Genomic DNA, 20,929 nt, shown 5'->3' with positions numbered 1-20,929 from the left:
CCAGAATTAATAATGCAATAGATTTTAATGCTGATAGATTATCATTCTTAAGCCGATAATACTAAAGTGTCTATTTGAATCAGACTAGAATGAAGCTGGTAAGTGAGAAAACTGATGCAAATGTTATTATGAATCGTTCATAATTAATTTAAGTACGATCTTGTAATTTGCACTAACGTGTTATAATTTTGTAATGTACGATGTTTTCTATCTTAGTTTTAAGTGGGTTAAATTGATTCTGTCTCTTAGAGTTTTATAATAGGATTTGTATGTTAAAAAATTTCCCTGATGAGAAATATATATCTGATCGGAATTCATCTTTTATTAAACGAGTGTTTTTTTTACGTCAGGTTGGAGTCATTCTATGCTTTATCCCAATATATTCAGTTCTTCAAGAGCAATCACACCAAAAAATAACGATTGCCCTATTGACTCTGAATGCGCTTACTTGGCCAACAGTTGCTTATCTTGCAAGTATAATGTCAACGGATATGCTGTATACAGAAAAAAAGAATATGATACTCGATTCATTTTTTGCGGGTATTTGGATTGCAGTGATGCAAGCCAGCCCAATTCCATCATTATTCATTGTTTCAGTTCAAATAGCTGATCGCTATGCTGCGGGTGGGTGGAAAATATTAAAGCCAGCATTAACGTGGATGATGCTTAGTTTCCTGATAGTTTGGTTAGCAAATGATTTCAGATATACGATGGATTTCAGTATTCAAACTGTATTGCTTTCTTTACCCTTGGCTACCTGTTATCCCATAGTATTGAGTGTGGTTTCACGAAATTTATCTATTAAGCTGAGGAAAAGAAGGGAGTTACTGGAAATGCAGGCTTTAATGGATCCGGGGTTAGATCTACCAAATCGACGTTTTTTTGAACAGAAAATGGAAAGCGCTTTTCGGGCTACTCGAAATAAAAGAATCCATTCATATCTTATGCTAATTGACGTTGATAATTTTAAAAATATCAACGATACATATGGTCATGAAGTTGGTGATGCGGTGTTATCACGTATATCATCAATACTACGAGAGTGCGCGGGGGAGAAGGACGTACCAGCAAGATTTGGTGGCGATGAGTTAGCCATTATTGTTAACAACAGTACTAGTCAGCAAGTTTTATCCATGGTTAATATAATTCAGAAAAAAGTTAAAGATCTTTCATTGCCTTCTCACAAGGATATTTACTGTACTATCAGTATCGGTATTTCTTGTGCAGAAAATAAAAATTCAATCATTGAGTGGATCAAAGAGGCTGATGAAATGTTATATCAAGTTAAACGTAACGGGAAGAATGGCTATTGCATGCAGAATAATTAAAAGTGTTATGGTTTTATTTATCGTGATTATTGACATATACATGTTTAATATTTTAATAAAAAATTTTCTAGAATGTTATCTTTTTGAGTATTAGTGAAATTTACATCTAAACTTTAACACTTACCCTAGGCACTCAACACGTCTCAAACCTATTATTTATATTATTTTAATAATGAAATCATGTTTTTATTTTCTTATTCAAGTTCATTTGATTTGAATGATCGATCGATTTATGGAATGTGATAGGTTTAGCCTATTGTTAGATCGTTATCGATCATTTTAAACTATTTCTCTTTCATTTTTATTTATGACACGATTAGGATTATTCTTAGTTCCGGTGTTTTTTTATGATAAAGAACAGTGTGGAAATAGAATCCTGTAGCTTTGTTTTAGAACCATCCTACAAAAAAGATGGTTCTATTCATTCATGGGAAATTCTTACAAAAAGTGTAAAAAAAAAGAACGCTAATAATTTTCATGCTAATGAAGGCGTCTTCTGTTTCAGTTCCCTGAACGACAAAGAAATCATCGATGTGTTTAACAAACAGATATTGATAATTGAAGGAATTGATGCATTCAAATTGAACTTTAAGCCAGTTTCATTGAACGTCGACAGTATCATTAGCGATTATATTCTAAACGATATATATATTTCTGATTACTTAAAAAATCAAAAAAGCATAGCTTTTGAAATTAACGAGTATTTTCATGAGTTCAATACTAAATGTCCTATGGCTGACTTGAAGTGTCTTTCAAAATTATGTCCAGTATGGCTGGATGATTTTGGTAGAGGTTTAACCAGTTTAACAATTATTGAGATGTTTAATTTTGAATGTATAAAAATCGATAAGGATTATTTCTGGGAAATACAAAATGAGAGTGGCTTTTTTAAAAAAATAAATGAAGTGAAATCATACTGCAATTTTTTAATTGTTGAAGGTGTTGAGACGATAGAACAAAGAAATAAAGTACATTCTGTTGTTAATAGCGCTTGTCAGGGACGATTATGGATGGAGAATTATTACTATGTCGAGAGTTAAAGTCAATGATAAAAATACATGAAAAATGTCCATTTTGTGGCTTACATTTAATTAACGAGGACCGTTGTCAAAGTTGTCATGCATTCCAGATTAAAGGATATGTGTCAAGAGAAGCACGCAAAAGAGTTAATTTTGTATCTATCAGCATCTCTGTACTGGTAGTTCTATTTGGGGCCTTGATTGTGTTTATGGTTTCTAAAAGTATCGGAGCATATATCTCTGTAATCACGTGTTCTCTTGCTGTTTATTTTATTATGAAAAAAATATTGATTATAAAAGAAGAAAAAAAAGGGAAGGTGGTTTGGAAAAGAGCAATAATTACATGGTAGAAAATAACTAAATAATATAATGACGCGGGTACTTTGAACACAAGTCTCGGATCCCGAGGTTTTCTTACCGTATTCTTATGAAGAAAATTTCCGGTGGCTACCGGGGATCCACGCAAGTGTAGGCGTAAATCAACCACCTGCGGTCGAAACTGACTGCCGCAGAACCCTGTGATAATGGTCATACTTAGTGATTTATGCTGAGCTGAAAAACTTTGTCATATTCAAAACACCCTGTCGCTGTTTATTTCAGACGACATGCTTAAAAGCTGGATACAATCTGCCCGTGATTATCGACCTGTGGTCGAGGCCAGTCATTGGCTGCGCGGATGATGGCTCAGCTGGCTCTATCGCATTAGCGCATGCATGTCCGCAACGTCTGTGCCCGACGGAATGACTTAAATCCCAGCATCAGACGTATTCGTCGTTTGATATTTCGGTGCTCCTGCTCAATCAGGTTATTCAGATACTTACTTTGCCTGATGGTGATGATTTCTTCTTCTGATTTGTTGGCATTGACTGTGGCCAGTACCGCTGTATTGGCGCCACTTTTATCGATGGTCACCACCTTAGGTTCGCCATGCTGGCGATTGGCTTTGCGAAAGAAGCGCAGGGCCGCTGCGGCATCCCGTTTTGCCGTCAACAAAAAGTCGATGGTCTGACCTTCGGTATCGACTGCCCGTTACAGATATTTCCACTGTCCCCTGACTCTGATGTAAGTTTCATCCATTCGCCACCAGGGCCCCACGGCAGGTTTATGCCGTCGAAATGCCCTATCCAGCAGAGGTACCAGCCGTATAATCCAGCAGTGAAGAGTGAAATGGTCGACGGTGATACCGCGTTCAGCCATTATCTCCTCCAGATTTCGGAGGCTTAGTGAGTAAGCCAGATACCAGCGAACACACTGAGCAATAATATCGACAGGATAGTGCAGACGTTTGAAGGCTTTTAGGATCATGCATAGTCAGGTAACATCGCAAAAACACAGCATGTTATCTGACGGCTTCTTAATGCGACAGAGCCAGATTGTAACCCACGCCGCTCTGTTTTCTGCAAAGCGAGCAATGACAACGATAAAATACTTCGGGTTTATGAGTAAGTTCAAATTCAACTGTTCCACACAAATAAGATCCTTTCATTTCAAAGCCATTCCTGCAAGGGCTAAAAGATTTTTATGAAACATTACCACCTTTTTAGTACTGATATAGGAGCGCTCTTTATGGCAACTCAAAATCAGTTAACAGCCAACAAAGACTAAACAGTGTCGCCAGACAGCTCAACGAGAGATCGAGAAAAACGCTAGACTATGAATCTCCCGCAGAGCGGTTCAATCAATGTGTTGCATCCCTCGGTTGAACTCACAGCCAGATGTGGACGTTGCTACCAACAGTCTGAGTGATTCCACGGAGAATCGACCATCATGTATTTTCAGGACCAAGATGCTCGCAGAACCAGTCAACAACCCTATTTATGACAACGGGTTGATACCAGTGATCATCACCGTGTTCTGCACTTTCAATAAGTACATAGTCCGCTTTGTTTCCCGATTTCAAAAGGGCTTTGTAAAGCGTTGTGCTCTGCTTAGGTGATACTAATGTATCCTTACTTCCATGCATTATTAGGAACGGAGGTTTACATCCCTTGAGATGTCCTATGGGGCTTGCATTTATCGCTTTTTCAGGTGTAGTACTGATGGAAGCACCTGCAAAATTCTTGAATGCTACACCATTAATTAGCAGTGATTCCGTGACTGCAGGAGACAGATGCACTTTTTGCCGGTGATCCGGAAAACCGTCACCTATGTTACGCAGATCTGATATTCCGTAAAGCGTAACAACAGCCTGCACATCAGCGGACTGGCTGAGAAAATCGCCGTGATCGAATGATTTATCGCCATTAGTGGTACCAAGCATCTGCGCCAGCCATCCTCCAGCAGAATCGCCAAATACACCAATTCGTGAGGGGTCAATTCCATAATCGGGGCATGTTGACGAAGGTACCTTACTGCTGCTTTGGCGTCTATCACTGGCGCAGGGAAAATATCCGGAATTGACCTGTATTCTGCCGCTGCAACTACAAAGCCAGCCTTCGCTAAAGCCATGCGCATTTCCACAAATTTGTTGTGTTCAGCTGTCATAAACCCTCCCCCAGGAAAATAGATGATGGCTGGTTTCAAAATGTTGGTACGAGGAACCAGAAAAGACATATGCAATTGTCTGACAGAACGAGTTTTTTTTACTGTCTCTTAAACTACATCACTGATATTATCTATAGGGGTTTTAGTCAAGGCGACTTTGATAATTTTCGCCCCATGAACATAACCAGGAAGATCATGATAACCAGGAGAAATTTCATTATTTTTTTTAGAAATCATAAAAAATACCTTTTTTTTAAAATATTTTTTCGCCAGTTCACCTATAATTCTGAAAGGGTAGGCCATCCTGTCAGATAATTTTTAAGGCCGAATTAATGGTGACGGAAATTAAATTCGCTATAATACCCATTTGGAATATGTACAGACTGATATTGATAATAGACATACTTAAAATCTAATCCTCTATAATTACACCATTCCGACCGAGTCTGGTGAAATCGGTTCTGTCTCCTGATGACTACTGTATACATACATATCAGAAGGCTCATCAATTCAAATGCTTGTGTTATCTACAAACCACGAAAAGTGATATTTATATTCATAGTCAGTTACGTCCCCGGGTTATTGTTATTTTTTTCATATCTCAACCGGTCTTCACGAAAGCGATCAGCATTATCGACAATCCAGGTCCACAGCGGGATCATCCGTACAAGTAACTCCATACCTGTATCAGACAGCTCGTATTCGACTCGCGGCGGTATTTCACTGAAATCATGGCGGATAACCAGTCCGTCACGCTCAAGCTGTCGTAATGTACGCGTCAGCATGCGCTGAGTCACTCCATGCATACGCCTGCCAATTTCGGCGTGACGTAGTCTGCCATAAACGCCAAGCGTGTTGACAATACCCAGCGACCAGCGACTTCCTGCATGAGCCAGCACCTCCCGTCGCAAGCCATCATCATCATCTCTCAGCCCCTTACAAACAGCCTGCGAATACTGAAGAATCTCTTCCCGATCCATTTCACTGACCCCCGGTATCATACATGTACCTTCTTTTTTAGCCTGTTATGAATTGCTAGAGTGGCGCAACAATTCATGTAAGGACAGATTATGAACAAAACTGATCTTAACACTACGTCTGAAAATATCCTCGTTCTCGGTGCCGGTGAGCTGGGCCTCCCCGTTCTGCGAAATCTTGCCGTTCGGGCAAAAGATGTGGAGGGAACGAAAATCAGCGTGCTGCTGCGCGAAAGTACCGTAACGTCAGATGAACCTGGAAAACAATTCGTTATCACGGAAATCAGAAACCTCGGTATTAATATAGTCACGGGCGATCTCGTCATGAGTTCTGTCGACGATTTGGCCAGCCTCTTTGCGCAATTTGACACAGTCGTTGGCTGCACGGGGTACGCGGCCGGAATAAATACACCGATGAAACTGGCGCAGGCGGCCCTGCAGGCGCGGATTCCACGATATTTTCCATGGCAGTTTGGAGCTGATTTTGATGCCATCGGACGCGGCAGTCCACAAGACATCTTCGACGCGCAGATTGACGTGCGTGATTTACTACGCAGCCAGCATGAAACTGAGTGGGTCATCATTTCGACCGGCATCTTCATGAGCTATTTGTTCGAACCAGACTTCGGTGTGGTCGATCTGCAGAACGATACTGTTCACGCACTCGGCAGTATTGACAACACCATAACACTGACAACACCTGATGATATCGGGATGCTGACGGCAGCGATCGTATTTACAACTCCTCGCATCCGGAATGAAATTGTGTATATCGCCGGTGATACACTGACCTACGCAGAGGTAGCAGATAAGCTGCAATCAGCGCTTGGCCGTCCTTTCAGCTGCACGGAATGGAGCGAACAATATCTGATGGATAAACTCGTGCTCAACCCGCAAGACATGATGTCTAAGTATCGTGCTGTTTTTGCACAGGGGCGGGGAGTTGCATGGGATAAAAAGCAGACATTCAATGAACGCCATGACATTCCGGTTACCGACGTGGCAGCCTGGATAAATGCAAACCTGACCCCGGGCAGCTCATTATAAACGTATTAAAGCTGCTGTAATAAATACCAGAGTCTTTCTCCTGCCTACCCGAATATGGTGAAGAGAAAGACTCTGTTCCCCCTGTAGGCACTGATAGCAAAGGGGTTACGCTGTGTGAGCTGAAAACCGGCTCTCCGGTAAACCGGGGAATACGGCTGATTCCGCTCTTAGCAACGCTCCATCATGCCTTGACGGCACAGAAAGACCCACGCTGGCACTGGTACAATACAGCGTTGTGAATGCTTCTCCCGCGAGTGTCGGGCAAGTGCTCTGAACTCCTGGAGAGGGCAGGATACTCTCCGTCGTTCCGTCCGGACGATAACGTACAACACGGCTTCCTCCCCATTCGGCATTCCAGACATAGCCCAGTGCGTCCACGCAGGAGCCGTCAGGCGCCCCATTTCCTTCTGTTGCAGTGAACACGCGCTGGTTATTCATAGAGGGGTAATCACAGCACATTATACGGCCCTGCATCGAATCACAGTAATACATCGTGCTGCCGTCCGGACTGAAACAGATGCTGTTCGGGATAGCCACCTCAGGCAGGGGTAGCGTCTCAATGCTGAGTGTCGCTGCATTTAGCCTGTGAAATCTTCCTATGACTTTCGCGGGGTACCCGTCATCCATGGTCCCGAAGACGAAATTACCCTCGCGGTCGCACCGACCATCCCCTGTCCGTGTTCCCGGTCCTCCCGGTGACGCCACTACCGGCGTAAAGATACCCGTATTCAGATCGCAGAAGGCGAATCGGGACGCCAGTCCCATCAGTAAAACGTCAGAATTTTCAGTAAGTGCAAACGATCCGAGGCGCTCAGGCAGGGACCAGCGCATCACAACACTGCTGTCTTCTTCAAGGGCAAGCAGCTCGCAGCCTTCAATGTCAGTCCAGTAAATCCTGCGTGTCCTCTCGCACCAGATTGGGCACTCTCCCAGCAAATTTCTGGCATCAGCAGCCACTGAAAACATGTTATTTCTCCCGCATATAAAAGTTTCGCATCGCGCCTGACCAAAAGCTTACGGCCATTTGCACTATGGCAGATGGCCGTAAGGAGCAATTCCCACCCCGTCAGGGCAAAAAACGCGCTGAAAGTTTGTCACCAAAAAGCATGATGGCGAGTCCTGCCAGCATGACCAGCATGCCCCCCAGTTTGAGCAACGAAACCGGTCGCCGTACAGCACCCAGCAGACCGAAATGGTCAATCATCTGCGACGAGAGTAACTGCCCAACGATTGCCAGCCCGAGCAGGGCTGAAAAACCGATTTTCGGTGCCAGCACCACGTAGCTGAACAACGCACAGGCACCGATCAGGCCGCCCGCCAGACTCCATGCTGGCTGAGAAGGAATAGCGGCGAGAGAGCTAAATAACCCTCCACGTAGCAGCGAGTAAATCCCGAGGCTCAACGCCCCGGCCGTAAAGGAAAAGAACGCGGCGGTGACCGAATCGCCCCCGAGTCCTTTTGCGAGCTGACTGTTCAGGGTCGTCTGCAGGGTAATACCAAGACCCGCTGCAAAAGCTATTACGTAATAAATCGCGCTCATGCTGTTATTCCCTGTCAGTTTGCCTGTACCAGCGGCAGGAATTTCTCCGCAAAGATGTCCGGCTCATACCCGGCGGCGGCAAAAAGGTGTTCGCGTGATTCATCGATGGCAGCACGAAGACGCTCGCTGTCCACGCCCAGAACTTTGCCGTTCTGCTTGACGATGCGCCCGCCAATCATGACAGTATCGATGTTGCTGCGTTCAGTTGCATGCACCACCGTCCCGAAGGCATTCCCGTTCGGATAGAGATTGAGATCAGCAGCGTTAATCAGGATGAGGTCGGCCTGTTTGCCTGGCGTCAGGCTACCCACTTTATCCTGTAGTCCGGCACAGGTCGCACCATCGACCGTTGCCGATTTAAGCAGTTGCGCTGCGGGGAGCGTTGTCAGTGAATGCCCTGAATCACAGCAGTGCTGCTTATGCATACCCATTACTCGCTGCAGGTAGAACGCCACGCGCATTTCCATAAACATATCTGTGCTGTAAGACGTTTCGTTATCCACGCTCAGGCCAGGATTGATGCCATGGCGCTGCGCGGCCTCAATGGCAAACATCCCGTTTTCAATGCCATAGTGCGAATCTGAGCGCGGACAAACGTTCACCCGTACGCCGGCTTCACGCAGGATTTCCCAGCCCTCATCAGGCAGTGCAGTGCAGTGGTTGAAGATATTGTCCGGGCCCAGCAGGCCCTGCTGATGCAGTGATTTAAGCTCTGAAGCCATTTCAGCGCCAAAGAATTCGGTCACGATTGGCAGCCCGAGCCGGCGGGCCTCGGCCCACAATTCCGGCTCCAGCTGGGCCATGACGCCCAGAGAAACCAGTCCCTCAGGATTGTCTTTGAAATATTTTTCCTGCAGACGCTGCCAGTTATCCGGCCAGTGAGCTTTATCCCATTCGCCTGCTACCGGCGCGCCGGAAGCATGAATAGCGCGAATTCCGGCATCAAGCAGGGCTTCAACGGCGGCGTCTGCATGTGCTGCGGTACGGCTGTTGTGCGAGTTATCAATCATGGTAGTGATACCCGCATCAATCGCGCCCAGCGCCGTCAGGAGATTACCGACATAGATATCTGCGGGCCGGTAGTATTTCGCAAACGAGAAATGCGTGGCATTGCTATAGTCGTCCAGACAGGTGGCGTTGGGGTTGATGCGGCGCAGCTGGCCTTCCCATGCGTGACGATGAGAATCGACCATCCCCGGCATGGCAATCATATTTGTGGCATCAATAACGTGAACACCTTCGGCGTTCAGGTCCTTACCGATGGCGGTAATGGTTGAGCCTGTGACAAGGATATCGCCACGCTCAATGTTACCGACATTCTCATCCATGCTCAGTATGGTTGCTCTACGAATCAGTGTTGCTGGCGGATTTTCCGTCTGATTATTAACAATATTTCTGCTGTAATCGGTCATTTGAATTGTCTCTTTCAGGTTCAGAAGGAAAACAATACGCCTCCTGTTTAAGCTGAAAAAGATGACTAACGTGTTTTCATCATTCAGAATTTGCGAATAATGATAATTATCACCGTCACATGCTATTCAGGAGCGCAATCAGTGGATCGAATTCAGGCTATGCAGGTTTTTATAAGGGTGGCTGAGGCCGGAAGCTTTGTCCGGGCAGCGGAAATACTGTCCCTGCCTTCTTCTACTGTTACCAGCACCATCAAAAACCTGGAGAAATATCTGCAGGTGCGTCTGCTGAACCGGACCACAAGACGGGTCAGCCTTACTCCGGAAGGTATGCAGTATCTGGCGCAGTGCCGGGAAATTCTGGCCTTAATTGAACATACGGAAGCCAGTCTGGCCGATTCGAACAGGCGCCCCCGTGGCCGTTTACGCGTTGATATGCCCGGCGGTATAGCGCACTTCCTCGTGATGCCAAACCTGAAAGAGTTCTACAGCCGTTATCCTGATATTTACCTGATGATCGGCGTCAGCGACCGGCAGGTTGACCTGGTTCAGGAGGGCGTGGACTGCGTGATCAGAACCGGAGAGTTACTTAACTCCACGCTTGTAGCCCGTCCGCTCAGAAAATTTCGCTGGATCACCTGCGCCTCTCCCGATTATCTCAGGGAGTACGGTATTCCGCAGTCACCTGAAGATTTATCTCATCACCGGGCTATTCATTATTTTTCCGGACAAAGCCGGCGTACAGACGAATTGCGTTTTGTAAAGGGAAAAGAAACGCTGTCCGTACCCGTCAGGGGGCAGGCAGCCGTCAACGAGACGGGACTCTATATAAAAATGTGCCTAGAAGGGTTCGGACTGGCGCAGCTTGCTGAAAATGTTGTAGCAGAACACCTGCAGAAAGGAACGCTGGTTGAAGTCCTGGCAGACTGGCAGCCGTCGTCTGTTCCGGTCACACTGCTTTATCCCCATCAGCGATTTCTTTCCCCAGCTGTACGTGCATTTGCAGACTGGATAGATGAAATATTCAGTTGATACGTCTGTCACCGCTCCCCGTTGCACATCAAAAGTCGCCCGTATTCAGAGAGCCTGAAAGAACGGCAGACTTTGTTTCTGCGGATCCAGGCATCCCGGAGCAGCTACTTCTCGGAGAAAGGCTGTACCCAGTCCGGTTTATGGGGGACGCCGGCTAAGAGCGCCAGCCGCATCCGGGCCCGCTTTCAACTGAAGTGTCTGAGTAAAATACTTTCAAGGATGTGAAAAACGGTCCTGATGCGCTGCGGTACCAGGGTCTGATAGGGCCGGTAAAGATAAAGCTGCCAGGTTTCCAGTTTCAGTTCCGGCAGGACATTGACCAGCCTGCCGTCTTCAAGGTATTCCCTGCAGGCCAGATTACTCGACTGAATGACAGCTTTACCGGCTAACGCAGCCTGGATCTCAGACTGGGAGTCGGTGGTAAAAAACTCCAGGTGGCGCGGTACAAAAGTATCAACGCCATCGAGCATATATTCGAATACTTTTCCGGTTTCAGGATTCAGCAGGCCACTGAAAGGGTAGCGCTGGCGCAGATCGTCGAAATTTTTCGGCGCGCCCAGCTTCTCAATGAGCCCGGGTGATGTCATCAGCGCGTGATGAACCAGCGTAATGGGCCTGACGATAAAATTCGGGTTTGGCTCCCGCTCTATACGGATCCCCATGTCAATGCGGTTCTGAACAGTATCCAGCTTCATCATGTCTAACCGCCAGTCTATAAACAGCTCAGGATAAGGATCGAGGGAGGTAAGAAGCTCATATAACACCTGCTCGTGGCCGGGAAACCGGAATAGCGTGATCCTCACAACTCCCCTCATCTCATTGTCATCTCTGGCCGTCTGAAAAAGGGCCTCTGAGTCTTCAAGCAGCCGCATGGCTCGGGGCAAGAAAATCTCACCAAAGCTGGTCAGCACAATGGATCGGGTGTTGCGGTTAAAAAGCGGTTCCCCCAACTGATGTTCCAGCTCAGCAATCGTTCGTGTCACCACTGATGGAGAAATGGCCAGCCTGACTGCCGCTTCGCGAAAATTCATTGTTTCTGCAGCAGTAACAAAAAATCTCAGGGCATCGAGTTTATTCATAATAATTGTGTTTTTAGCAATTCTGATTTTCTAAATTAACAATTTTTCAGCAATAAACCCAGCCGTATACTTAGCATCTAAGAATAGTTAATGCCTTAAAGAAGGGTGAAATAATCATGAAAATGAGAAGGTTAGGTAGCCAGGGGCTTCATGTCTCGGAAATTGGGCTGGGGTGCATGGGCATGGACCATGGCTATGGCTATTCAGTTGAAATCCGTGAGCGAACAAAGCTGATAGACAAGGCTGTAGAACTGGGCTGCAACCTTTTCGACACTGCCCCCATTTACGGTTTTGAAAACGAAGAACTGCTGGGTGTTGCGCTCAGCAAACACAGGGACAACGTCGTCATCGCGACTAAGTTTGGCGTGACCGGAATGGAAAATAGTGATGGACAGCTGGTGCCGGTATTAGACAGCCGTCCGGCGTCTGTCAGAGAGCAACTGGAAGGTTCTCTCAGGCGCCTGAAGACCGACCATATCGACCTGTTTTATCAGCATCGTGTCGATCCAAAAGTTGAGCCGGAAGTGGTGGCGGGATTAATGAAAGAGCTGATCGCGGAGGGAAAAATAAAGCACTGGGGCTTATCCAATGCGCCCGTCTCTTACATACGACGGGCTCATGCCATCTGCCCGGTCACCGCGGTTGAAGACCAGTATTCAATGATGTGGCGTAAACCTGAGCAGGATTTGTTCAAAGTCTGCGATGAACTTGATATTGGCTTTATGGCCTACAGCCCGCTGGGTAATGGATTCCTGAGTGGTCAGGTGACCGCTGATACAACCTACGGGGAAGGCGATTACCGGGGCATGATGGGGCGCTTTAAACCTGAAGTAATGGAAAATAACCAGGCGCTACTGGATTTGATTGCTCAAATAGCGGAAAAAAGCAACGCAACTTCAGCACAGATTGTTCTTGCCTGGGAGCTGGCTCAGAAGCCTTACATCGTACCGATCCCGGGAACAACAAAACTACACCGGCTGGAAGAGAATTTTCACGCCGCAAATGTTCAGCTCAGTGACGCCGAATTAAATGATATCAACGAAGCCTTATCCCGGCTTGAAATTGACGAAACATTCTTCTGAAAAAAGAGATTTAAATGAAAACAACTGTATTTGTTACCCACCCCAATATTAATCAGTCCCGGGTTAACTCAGCCCTGGCAAAAGGTGCAGCATCACTGACCGGCGTTGAGGTGCGTTATCTGTATGACCTGTATCCGGATGGCAAAATCGACGTGGTCGCTGAACAGGCTGCACTGGAGAAAACGGATCGTATCGTTCTGCAGTTCCCGATGCAGTGGTACAGCACGCCGCCACTTCTCAAACAGTGGCTTGACGATGTACTGACGTATGGCTGGTCACATGGTGGAGAAACACAGGCGCTGCGCGATAAGCAACTCATGCTGGCCGTTTCGCTGGGTGGTGCAGAGTCTGCCTATCAGCCTGATGGCGCTGCCGGACATACGGTAGGCGAGTACCTGCTGTCTTTTGAAACCATCTCCGGGTATCTGGGTATGAACTACATCAAGCCGTTTATTACAGGCGGAAGCGCGACGATAACTGACGAAGAAATCGCAGCTCAGGTCGAACAATATAAAACGGTATTAGCCTGATTACTTTCGGGCGACCATCAGTGTTTTAAAACGCCCTCAAATGTGCCGTTGCCGTTAACGGCACATTTTTATCTATGGGAAGGAGAAATCCTGTGTCTTTACAGCCAGTTGAACTGAATAAAGCATACCGATTATTGCAAGTCGGCCCAACTACAATGATTTCCGCTAAACATAATGGTAATGCCAATGTAATGGCCGCCGCATGGGTGAGTCTGGTGGGGATCAATAAAGTCATGGCGTATATCAGTCCGCAGGCTTACACCCGTGGATTGGTGGAAGAAAGTGGTCTGTTTGCCGTACAGATACCCGTAGTCAGCCAGATGGAAACCGTTTTGTACGCAGGTGAGCACAGCTACCGTGACAGGCCTGAAAAGAATCATAAAATACCGATGTTCTACATGAAAGAGTTCGATATTCCGCTGGTAGAGGGCTGTGCTGGCTGGCTTGTATGTAAGGTAATGCCAAATGCGGAATACGAGCTGGAACATAATCTGTTCATGGGAGAAATTGCCGGGGCGTGGAGTGACGATCGGGTTTTTCGCAATGGGCACTGGATATTTGATGAAGCACCAGACGAATTACGAACCATACACTATGTCGCCGGGGGGCAGTTTTATGCCATCGGCAAAGGAACCCGCTTTGACCATGGTCCGGGCAAAGACTGATACACGAGTGCTTTTTGTACTGGTACAACAAACTGCAGGGGCTGGTTGTTAAAATGCTTTTCTTTTCTCTCATGACCAGCAGCAGGCGATGTTGCCTCTGAGCCAGAAGGGGAAGCCGCTTTTCGACGCCTGCAGCCTGCCTTCCTATATGCTCCTGTCAGCCCGCAGCACTCATCAATGAACAATGGCATATCAAAGAGAAGGATCTGTGTCTTTAACCAGAAAGTGACAGTTTTGTTCTACCCACCGGTTGAGTTCATTTGCTGCCTGCCAGAGGGACGTTCCCAGCTCCGTGAGTGCATATTCGACTTTGGGCGGTACTTCACGAAAGACAGTGCGCGTAACAAGATGCCTGCTTTCAAGTTCCTTTAGAACGTTTCTCCGGCACCTCAGATAAAATAGACGGGTTTGCAGCGGCTGCCGGCTCAATACTTTTTTCGAGGATCAGTATGTTGTCAAGTCACTACAGGAGCAGTTTGCGGCCTATGCGGACATTTTCCCGGCACAGCACAGCTATCGCTCAGTATGCGGTCTGGCTGGCGCTGGCTGAAAAAGGAATTGGTGCCAATCTGCAGCATTATAATCCTCTGATCGATGAAGATATTCGCACTGAGTGGAATGTTCCTCCATCATTGAAACTCCGCGCGCACATGAATTTCGGTGCTATCCTTTCACCCGCCAGTGAAAAAGCCTTTATGGGTGATGAAAAGCGATTCATCGTTGCCAAACAGTCCTGAGGCTTGCTTATTATATTATTACTGACAGCGCTCGCCCTGAACGGCCTTTTCACCGAAAAATCCGCTCATCGGGATAGTACAGATGGCTCCGGTACTATTAAGACGCTTCAGAACCTCAATGGAAAGCATCCGCTTTAGAAGTTCAGCTGGTACCCTCCTGTGTAAGCCCATTCAGCCCGGCTGCTGTAAAGGTTCCAGGTGTACATCTCGTCCGGCAGCCATTCCGGTGCAGGCTCCTGCAACTGAGATTGCTGTGGTCATCAGTAATGGTACGGTCCAGCCTCCGGACAACTCCTGTACTTTTCCCAGCAATAGCGGTCCCATCGCCGCCATCAGATAACCGATACTCTGCGCCATGCCTGACAGCGCGGCAGCATCACCAGCGTTTGTAGTGCGCAACCCGATGAAGGTCAGACCCAGCATCATGCTGGCACCCGAGCCGAAGCCGAGGAGTGCAGCCCACAGCATCGCCAGATTTGGCAAATAAAGGATGCCAATAAAGGATACTGCGGTTAAAAGGCTGACACCAGCAGCGGCTAATTTCTGATCGTTAAGACGACGCAGCGTGGCTGCCAGAATTAAGCCGGGAATAGCGGTGGTGAGCTGAAGGATGCCATGTACCTCACCAGCCTGAGCTGAGGATAGCCCACTGCCTGTCAGAATGACTGGCAGCCAGCCGACCGCAACATAAAAGGGCATCGCATTCAAGCCCATAAACATGGTGACCTGCCACGCCAGAGACGAGCGCCAGACCGCAACGGTCGCTGCTTTTTTCTCACCTGCTACTGGCAATTGATGCTTTTTCTTCAACTGCGGCAACCATAAAAGCATCGCAAGGAGCGGTGCAATAACCAACATGGCTAACGCGATGTTCCAGCCCCAGCTCTGCGTCAGAGGAATGACAATGGTAGAGCCGATGGCGCCAGCGGTGCCCATGGTGATGGAATATGCTCCCGTCACGGAAGCCACGTTTCCGGAAAAGTCACGTTTAATCAGGCCAGGCAGCAGGACATTGCCCAGGGCAATCCCGATACCAATTAATACTGTTCCGCCATAAAGCGCCCAGACGCTGTCTGTTGAGCGAAGCACAATCCCCGCTGAAATCACGACCAGGGCACCAAAAAGGGTGCGTTCCAGGCCATACTTGCGGGAAATCGATGCGCTCAGTGGAGAAAAGGCGGCAAAGGCCAGTAAAGGCAGCGAGTTAAGCAACCCAACGGCTGTGATACTCAGCCCAAAATCATGGCGAATGGACTCTAAAACGGGTGCGATAGCGGTAAAAGGAACACGCAGGTTAATGGCAATAAAAAGAATGCCGATCACAAGTATGATTGAAGACCACTTGTTCGTCGTGTGGGACATAAGTTTTGCTTTCTCTGAAAAAAAGAAAGACTTTAAAGGACGCATGAGTTACAGAATATAGATAATCTGACAACATATAGCTAAATCATGCCAGTTAATAAAAAACCGGTGACCTCACCGGAAGAGTTTAATGCCGATGATTTCAGTCAGGCCGCTATCGCCCTGCATGTATCATCGTCAGGCGAGTATGCCGGGCAGCGTCCGCACGCTCATCGCAAGGGGCAACTTATTCTCTCTATGCGCGGTGCAGTGCGCTGTGAGGTTGACGATGCGCTGTGGCTTGTTCCACCGGGGCATGCCGTCTGGGTTCCGGGAGAGATCCCGCACCGTTGCCGGATCACGAAGAATGCAGATACGTGCTTTTTATTCATCGAGCCCGGCGCAGCAGCGATGCCGGAAATTTGCTGTACCATAGCGGTTACACCTCTGGTCCGCGAGCTTGTTCTGTATCTTGCAGAGCAGGAACATACTTATTCTCCTGACAGTAAAACCGCCAGGCTTGCAGCGGTGCTGCTGGAGCATATTCCGGATGTGCCGGTCGAAGCACTCCATCTTCCTGTATCAGATCATCCTAAAATCCGGATTATGGCTGAGGCACTCTTTAATGAGCCAGATGACCGGCGAACGTTAAAGCAATGGGCTGCTCATCTGGCCATCAGCGAGCGATCTCTGGCCAGGCTGATAAAAGAGGCGACAGGAATGAGCTTTGGCCGCTGGCGTCAGCAGCTGCATTTGATGATTGCACTAAGCCATCTGTCTGAAGGTCAGCCCGTGCAGCGCGTAGCCGGAACTCTAGGGTATGATTCGGTAAGTGCGTTTATTACGATGTTCAGAAAAGCGCTGGGTAAATCACCGACGCAATATTTCTCTTCCCTGGATTAGTGCACAAGCACAGAAGTCGAATTTATCTAAATAACACCAGCGTCCGCTTTTCGCTCATAGCTGACATTCAAAGCGCTAATAATTTTTGTATGTTTTCTATTCCACATGATGTCAGTTGTCGGGAATGGTTTGACTATCCAGCAGGTATAGCATTCTTTTCAGATTAACAAACTGAACGCTCCGATAGGGTATGCAGGTACACGTATGGCGTGTAATGCAGAGTGAAAAGATGATCGATAAAACCGATCGATTGGTAAAAATTGATCTACAAAATGAATTATCCGGCTCGGTAGTGTCTGTGCTAAATTCCCAAAAAATCATTTAACGTATTGTTTATTAATTTATTTCCTGTCTTCTGGCGGTCGGCTTTCTTTTGTCTTGCGGGCACGGCATGGGAATGCGACAGCAGGTGATGGAATGAAAAGATGTGCCCGATGTAACAAGAAAAGAGGTGTTCTGGACCGGATTTTCGGGCTGGATAAAGAGTTCTGCGATGACTGTCTGATGGTGGTTAACCAGGAAATCAGAGAAAAAAGAGTGATAACCACACCTGTACAAAAATCACCGGAACGCTCTTCCTGATAATGTTTTTTACCCGGCAGGTTATTGCCCCCTGATGGGGTGACAACTCTGAAGCTTCCCCCTGTTTACATTCCCTTTGCTCAATGAAAATCAACATCGATATCAGCGTCATCATTCCTGCCTTCAATGCGGCTGACAGCATCGGGGTTCTGGTCCATACACTGCTTGGCGAAACAACACTCAGTACTGAAATCATTGTTGTGGATGATGGCTCCACCGACGAAACATGGACGGTACTCAGCGCCATTACAGATGAACGGCTTATTCTCATTCGTCAGGAAAATCAGGGTGTGTATGCTGCCCGTAATGCTGCACTGGCGATTTACCGTGGCGAATGGGTGGTGTTCCTGGATGCGGATGACCGGGTTGCGGCAGATTTTCTGCAGGAGCGGCTGCGCACAGCACGCGAAGCACAGGCCGATGTCGTCCTTTTCAATGCCCGGCATACAGACAGCGTCGGACATCTGCGGCATCCCGTTCACCGCAGACAGCCTTACGGCCAGACGCTGACGGGTCAGCAGTGGATACGCCATTGCGTCAGCCAGAGGGAATGGCCGCATTATCTGTGGCTGCAGATAATCCGTTCAGCGTATATTCGCGAGCATGACCTGCGATTCCAGGAAGGGAAAAGCCACAAGGACATTCTCTGGACGATACAGCTTGCCGCCGCAGATGGCCGGTTTTATTTCTCTGACATACAGGATTACCTGTGGGTGAATAACCCGGCGTCAATTACCCACCGCTCGGATTATTACGATATCCGCGCGTTCAGCTATAGCGACGTGATTGCAGATATTCTGGCACTCAGCGCACAGATGCAGTACCGGTCTGTCAGACGAGCGCTGGTCAGGCATGCGCTGGTGGAAAGCCGTCATTTTCTGGGCCTGTACCGGCGCAGGGTGAATGACCGGCATGCGGTCCGGGCGCGTTTTCGTGTGCGGATAGCCTTTCGCCATCTGGTACCCGGCGTGAGCAACCTGAGCGATGTCTTTTTCCTCCTGAAGCTGGTTCGCAATATTTATCTGCCAGGTGTCCGCAATACTCCCGCAGCCGTTTCGCAGTTGCGGCGTTAATCCATGGATATCTCAACGCTTCTGGCACGGTCGTGGCAAACTGCGACAACGGGTGATGGCTCAGTTCGCTCTGCCAGGGATATCGTCGAACGCTGGTATGACAAAGGCGGTGACCTCACCCGACTAACCCGGCGATTTATGCTGCGGGAATGCCTGTGGATAGCCGTACATTACCAGGGTACCGAAGCGGTACTCACCCGACAGTTCCGGCTGCTGACCGTGTTACTGTATCTGGGCGGTTATTTTCCGAAAGGGAATGCCGGTGGTATGCTCCCGGAGAAATGTTTCATTTTACTGAACGCCCCGGAATTAAGCTCCCTTCTGGCAGACGATACGGCCCCTGATGTTCTGGTGGCGTCCTGCCGCACCCTCTTCTACTGCAGACAGATATCTCCGCTAAGGTGTTACCGCCATACCCGCTGTCTGAGCGAACATCTGTATCAACTGATGGATATCTGATAAAAGCACCAGTCGTTGTGCTGGTGCCTGAGGGGCTGATCGCTGACGGTGTCGGCGTCAACGATCAGGGCTAACGTCATTATTTCCCTCCTCTGGATCTGCCGCTGGTGATGTCAGTAACGGTTTGATAGCCCTTGCGGGTCATCAGCCCGGTAGCCTTCCGGGCGCGGAGCATATCGATGCTGTCGATGAACGGAGACTGCTCTGTCACACTGAAGCCGTGACGGTCAGTACGCACCAGACCGTACTTTTCCACGATAAAATTCACCGCATCACACAGTGAGATTCCCGCATCAATGTTCTTCTGGATCACACTGTCGTCGCCAAACGGTGTGTCGTTCATCATCAGACCGTAGTGTTGTTTCAGCAGATACTCCAGCAATTTTCGCCAGCTTTCGACTGACGACAGACGTGACGAGGCCGCCCTTTGAGGGGACAGGGATTGTATTTGCATGGTTTGAGCTCTTTGTTGGCTGGTTTGACTAAGGAAAAGCGTTTGGGATTTATGCGCTTATTGCAGATGTCGGATAAATTACGATGAACAAATAGCCACAGGAGCCGAGGGTATCGGCCTCACATATCAGCCCTTTTGCGTGGAGCGTGATGCAGCGCTGAATGTGGGGAGTGAGTTCGCTGCTGGCCAGCATAAGCTCCATTTGCTTCATCAGTACCGGAAATGCCTGGTCCAGATAGCGTAAATCTGCTTCATTAAATGTCCCGGCAATGCTGGCGCGGTCAGCAAGGTAATGCAGGTGGTTACCCTCCTGTACCAGCCGTGCACCAAAACACGGTGTGATGTTGCGTCTGAGGCCCCGCCAGGGTTCCGCGATGTTATGGTTGATTACACGGGTTGCTTTCTGCATGTAAGTACTCCTTAACGGTGAGTCAGTTCAGGGTGACGCTGCGCAGAATCACATACGGACTGTTGCGGTCCTGTCGGCGTTCAGCAAACACGGCCAGCACACCCGGGATATCCTGCACTTCCCTGCCGTGATAATGGCAGATACTGCCGGACCACTTATTTTTCCCGGTACAGAAGCGAAACAGCCGGGACTCAGAATGCTGGCGGTATATCGCCATTGCCTGACGTTTACTGATGATTCTGATCGTTATTCTCTCCCTAAAGCCAGCCACGCTCGGCAAATGAGACGATGTCCATGCCTCCCACGACCAGGTGGTCCAGCAGGCAGATATCCACGAGTTTAAGTGCCTGCTTCAGATGGTCAGTGAGCAATCTGTCGGCATGGCTGGGTTCGGAATAACCTGACGGATGATTGTGTGAAAGCACGATGGCAGCCGCGTTGTATTTCAGTGCTGCCTTTATCACTTCACGGGGATGTACCTGCGTATGGTTGATGGTGCCGGTGAAGAGCGTTTCATGGGTAATAAGACGATGCTGGTTATCAAGGAAGAGCGCCATGAATACTTCACGCTCCAGTGTGGTGAGCTGCAGGCGAAGCCAGTCGCGAACTGCATGGCTGGAGGTAAATGCCTCTCCGGGCTCACGTAACTGGCGTTCCAGCAGGGTCAGAGCGCGTCTGATGGTGCGCTGTGCAGTGGGAGATATTCCCCCACTGTCGGGGGGACTTGTGGTGGTATTCATTTGCTTTTCCTGTCTGTTGACGTATCCGGGACGGATGTC

At 48.1% G+C, this 20,929-nt stretch carries 23 protein-coding genes and 4 pseudogenes; 13 read left to right on the top strand and 14 right to left on the bottom strand.

Features of this window, described 5'->3' with window-relative positions; translation table 11 throughout:
- The first annotated feature begins 269 nt into the window (after nt 1–269).
- The 3 genes from BWI76_RS21800 to BWI76_RS21790 all read left to right on the top strand — a co-directional run bounded on the left by BWI76_RS21800 (nt 270) and on the right by BWI76_RS21790 (nt 2,697).
- A complete protein-coding gene (locus BWI76_RS21800) occupies nt 270–1,328 on the top strand; it encodes a sensor domain-containing diguanylate cyclase (RefSeq protein ID WP_004136836.1) in 1,059 nt (352 codons plus the stop codon).
- Nucleotides 1,329–1,675: 347 nt separating this feature from the next.
- A complete protein-coding gene (locus BWI76_RS21795) occupies nt 1,676–2,368 on the top strand; it encodes an EAL domain-containing protein (RefSeq protein ID WP_004136841.1) in 693 nt (230 codons plus the stop codon).
- Entirely contained in the window at nt 2,335–2,697 is a 363-nt protein-coding gene (locus BWI76_RS21790; protein ID WP_145977447.1) for a hypothetical protein, read from the top strand. The genes BWI76_RS21795 and BWI76_RS21790 overlap by 34 nt, the downstream gene beginning before the upstream one ends.
- A gap of 370 nt (nt 2,698–3,067) precedes the next feature.
- Here the strand turns inward: BWI76_RS21790 and BWI76_RS21785 are convergent.
- Together BWI76_RS21785 and BWI76_RS28705 are read right to left on the bottom strand one after the other, a co-directional pair.
- A pseudogene (locus BWI76_RS21785) lies at nt 3,068–3,652 on the bottom strand (IS6 family transposase); the annotation flags it as partial.
- 61 nt (nt 3,653–3,713) lie between these two features.
- Nucleotides 3,714–3,833 (bottom strand): annotated as a pseudogene (locus BWI76_RS28705) (S-(hydroxymethyl)glutathione synthase); the annotation flags it as partial.
- A 94-nt stretch (nt 3,834–3,927) separates the two neighbouring features.
- Here BWI76_RS28705 and BWI76_RS28810 point away from each other — a divergent pair.
- Nucleotides 3,928–4,050 (top strand): annotated as a pseudogene (locus BWI76_RS28810) (IS30 family transposase); the annotation flags it as partial.
- A 62-nt stretch (nt 4,051–4,112) separates the two neighbouring features.
- Here BWI76_RS28810 and BWI76_RS21775 read toward each other — a convergent pair.
- A pseudogene (locus tag BWI76_RS21775) lies at nt 4,113–5,068 on the bottom strand (alpha/beta hydrolase fold domain-containing protein).
- A 329-nt stretch (nt 5,069–5,397) separates the two neighbouring features.
- Nucleotides 5,398–5,832 (bottom strand): winged helix-turn-helix transcriptional regulator, encoded by a 435-nt coding sequence (locus BWI76_RS21770; RefSeq protein ID WP_004136852.1) that lies wholly within the window; start codon nt 5,830–5,832, stop codon nt 5,398–5,400.
- Between the two features lie 69 nt (nt 5,833–5,901).
- Here BWI76_RS21770 and BWI76_RS21765 point away from each other — a divergent pair, with 69 nt between their 5' ends.
- Nucleotides 5,902–6,855, top strand: a complete 954-nt coding sequence (locus tag BWI76_RS21765) for an aromatic alcohol reductase (RefSeq protein ID WP_004136853.1) — start codon at nt 5,902–5,904, stop codon at nt 6,853–6,855.
- 105 nt (nt 6,856–6,960) lie between these two features.
- Here the strand turns inward: BWI76_RS21765 and BWI76_RS21760 are convergent, their stop codons facing one another.
- The 3 genes from BWI76_RS21760 to BWI76_RS21750 all read right to left on the bottom strand — a co-directional run bounded on the left by BWI76_RS21760 (nt 6,961) and on the right by BWI76_RS21750 (nt 9,807).
- On the bottom strand, nt 6,961–7,821 hold the full coding sequence (locus tag BWI76_RS21760) for an SMP-30/gluconolactonase/LRE family protein (RefSeq protein ID WP_004136854.1): 861 nt from the start codon (nt 7,819–7,821) through the stop codon (nt 6,961–6,963).
- A 100-nt stretch (nt 7,822–7,921) separates the two neighbouring features.
- Entirely contained in the window at nt 7,922–8,395 is a 474-nt protein-coding gene (locus tag BWI76_RS21755) for a DMT family transporter (RefSeq protein WP_004136855.1), read from the bottom strand.
- Nucleotides 8,396–8,409: 14 nt separating this feature from the next.
- The gene (locus tag BWI76_RS21750; RefSeq protein WP_004136856.1) at nt 8,410–9,807 is read right to left on the bottom strand and encodes an amidohydrolase family protein; all 1,398 of its coding nucleotides are present in this window, start codon (nt 9,805–9,807) and stop codon (nt 8,410–8,412) included.
- A 141-nt stretch (nt 9,808–9,948) separates the two neighbouring features.
- Between BWI76_RS21750 and BWI76_RS21745 the strand changes: the two genes are divergently transcribed.
- The gene (locus BWI76_RS21745) at nt 9,949–10,836 is read left to right on the top strand and encodes a LysR family transcriptional regulator (RefSeq protein WP_004136857.1); all 888 of its coding nucleotides are present in this window, start codon (nt 9,949–9,951) and stop codon (nt 10,834–10,836) included.
- 185 nt (nt 10,837–11,021) lie between these two features.
- On the opposite strand, the gene BWI76_RS21740 is transcribed toward BWI76_RS21745, so the two are convergent.
- Nucleotides 11,022–11,915, bottom strand: a complete 894-nt coding sequence (locus tag BWI76_RS21740) for a LysR family transcriptional regulator (RefSeq protein ID WP_004136858.1) — start codon at nt 11,913–11,915, stop codon at nt 11,022–11,024.
- Between the two features lie 116 nt (nt 11,916–12,031).
- On the opposite strand from BWI76_RS21740, the gene BWI76_RS21735 reads away from it, so the two are divergent.
- The 3 genes from BWI76_RS21735 to BWI76_RS21725 all read left to right on the top strand — a co-directional run bounded on the left by BWI76_RS21735 (nt 12,032) and on the right by BWI76_RS21725 (nt 14,192).
- Nucleotides 12,032–12,997 carry an aldo/keto reductase gene (locus tag BWI76_RS21735; protein ID WP_064371617.1) on the top strand — a complete coding sequence of 322 codons (966 nt, stop codon included), beginning with the start codon at nt 12,032–12,034 and terminating at the stop codon, nt 12,995–12,997.
- A gap of 14 nt (nt 12,998–13,011) precedes the next feature.
- On the top strand, nt 13,012–13,527 hold the full coding sequence (locus BWI76_RS21730) for an NAD(P)H-dependent oxidoreductase (RefSeq protein ID WP_004136860.1): 516 nt from the start codon (nt 13,012–13,014) through the stop codon (nt 13,525–13,527).
- 92 nt (nt 13,528–13,619) lie between these two features.
- Nucleotides 13,620–14,192 carry a flavin reductase family protein gene (locus tag BWI76_RS21725; protein WP_004136862.1) on the top strand — a complete coding sequence of 191 codons (573 nt, stop codon included), beginning with the start codon at nt 13,620–13,622 and terminating at the stop codon, nt 14,190–14,192.
- Between the two features lie 192 nt (nt 14,193–14,384).
- Here the strand turns inward: BWI76_RS21725 and BWI76_RS21715 are convergent, their stop codons facing one another.
- Nucleotides 14,385–14,621, bottom strand: coding sequence for a winged helix-turn-helix transcriptional regulator (locus tag BWI76_RS21715; protein WP_072123626.1), 237 nt, complete (start codon nt 14,619–14,621; stop codon nt 14,385–14,387).
- Here BWI76_RS21715 and BWI76_RS21710 point away from each other — a divergent pair.
- Nucleotides 14,591–14,929, top strand: a complete 339-nt coding sequence (locus BWI76_RS21710) for a nitroreductase family protein (RefSeq protein ID WP_323092569.1) — start codon at nt 14,591–14,593, stop codon at nt 14,927–14,929. The genes BWI76_RS21715 and BWI76_RS21710 overlap by 31 nt on opposite strands.
- A gap of 171 nt (nt 14,930–15,100) precedes the next feature.
- Here the strand turns inward: BWI76_RS21710 and BWI76_RS21705 are convergent, their stop codons facing one another.
- The gene (locus BWI76_RS21705; RefSeq protein ID WP_004136868.1) at nt 15,101–16,291 is read right to left on the bottom strand and encodes a CynX/NimT family MFS transporter; all 1,191 of its coding nucleotides are present in this window, start codon (nt 16,289–16,291) and stop codon (nt 15,101–15,103) included.
- Between the two features lie 87 nt (nt 16,292–16,378).
- On the opposite strand from BWI76_RS21705, the gene BWI76_RS21700 reads away from it, so the two are divergent.
- The 3 genes from BWI76_RS21700 to BWI76_RS21690 all read left to right on the top strand — a co-directional run bounded on the left by BWI76_RS21700 (nt 16,379) and on the right by BWI76_RS21690 (nt 19,287).
- A complete protein-coding gene (locus BWI76_RS21700) occupies nt 16,379–17,173 on the top strand; it encodes an AraC family transcriptional regulator (protein ID WP_012540031.1) in 795 nt (264 codons plus the stop codon).
- A gap of 665 nt (nt 17,174–17,838) precedes the next feature.
- A complete protein-coding gene (locus BWI76_RS21695; protein ID WP_004136877.1) occupies nt 17,839–18,828 on the top strand; it encodes a glycosyltransferase in 990 nt (329 codons plus the stop codon).
- 3 nt (nt 18,829–18,831) lie between these two features.
- On the top strand, nt 18,832–19,287 hold the full coding sequence (locus tag BWI76_RS21690; RefSeq protein WP_224238154.1) for a hypothetical protein: 456 nt from the start codon (nt 18,832–18,834) through the stop codon (nt 19,285–19,287).
- A gap of 79 nt (nt 19,288–19,366) precedes the next feature.
- On the opposite strand, the gene BWI76_RS21685 is transcribed toward BWI76_RS21690, so the two are convergent.
- From BWI76_RS21685 to radC, 4 genes are read right to left on the bottom strand one after another with little or no spacing between them, the layout of a single operon-like run.
- Nucleotides 19,367–19,741 (bottom strand): TA system toxin CbtA family protein, encoded by a 375-nt coding sequence (locus tag BWI76_RS21685; protein WP_004136885.1) that lies wholly within the window; start codon nt 19,739–19,741, stop codon nt 19,367–19,369.
- Nucleotides 19,742–19,790: 49 nt separating this feature from the next.
- Nucleotides 19,791–20,150: a type IV toxin-antitoxin system YeeU family antitoxin gene (locus BWI76_RS21680; protein WP_004136886.1), complete on the bottom strand. Its 360-nt coding sequence runs from the start codon at nt 20,148–20,150 to the stop codon at nt 19,791–19,793.
- Between the two features lie 22 nt (nt 20,151–20,172).
- A complete protein-coding gene (locus BWI76_RS21675) occupies nt 20,173–20,394 on the bottom strand; it encodes a DUF987 domain-containing protein (protein ID WP_064371656.1) in 222 nt (73 codons plus the stop codon).
- A gap of 13 nt (nt 20,395–20,407) precedes the next feature.
- Nucleotides 20,408–20,890, bottom strand: a complete 483-nt coding sequence (radC, locus tag BWI76_RS21670) for a RadC family protein (protein ID WP_004136890.1) — start codon at nt 20,888–20,890, stop codon at nt 20,408–20,410.
- Between the last annotated feature and the right edge of the window lie 39 nt (nt 20,891–20,929).

Source organism: Klebsiella sp. M5al (genome assembly GCF_002090195.1).
GTDB classification, from domain to species: domain Bacteria; phylum Pseudomonadota; class Gammaproteobacteria; order Enterobacterales; family Enterobacteriaceae; genus Klebsiella; species Klebsiella grimontii.
Note: the sequence above shows the minus strand (reverse complement) of the source record. Positions and strands in the feature narration are given on the sequence as shown.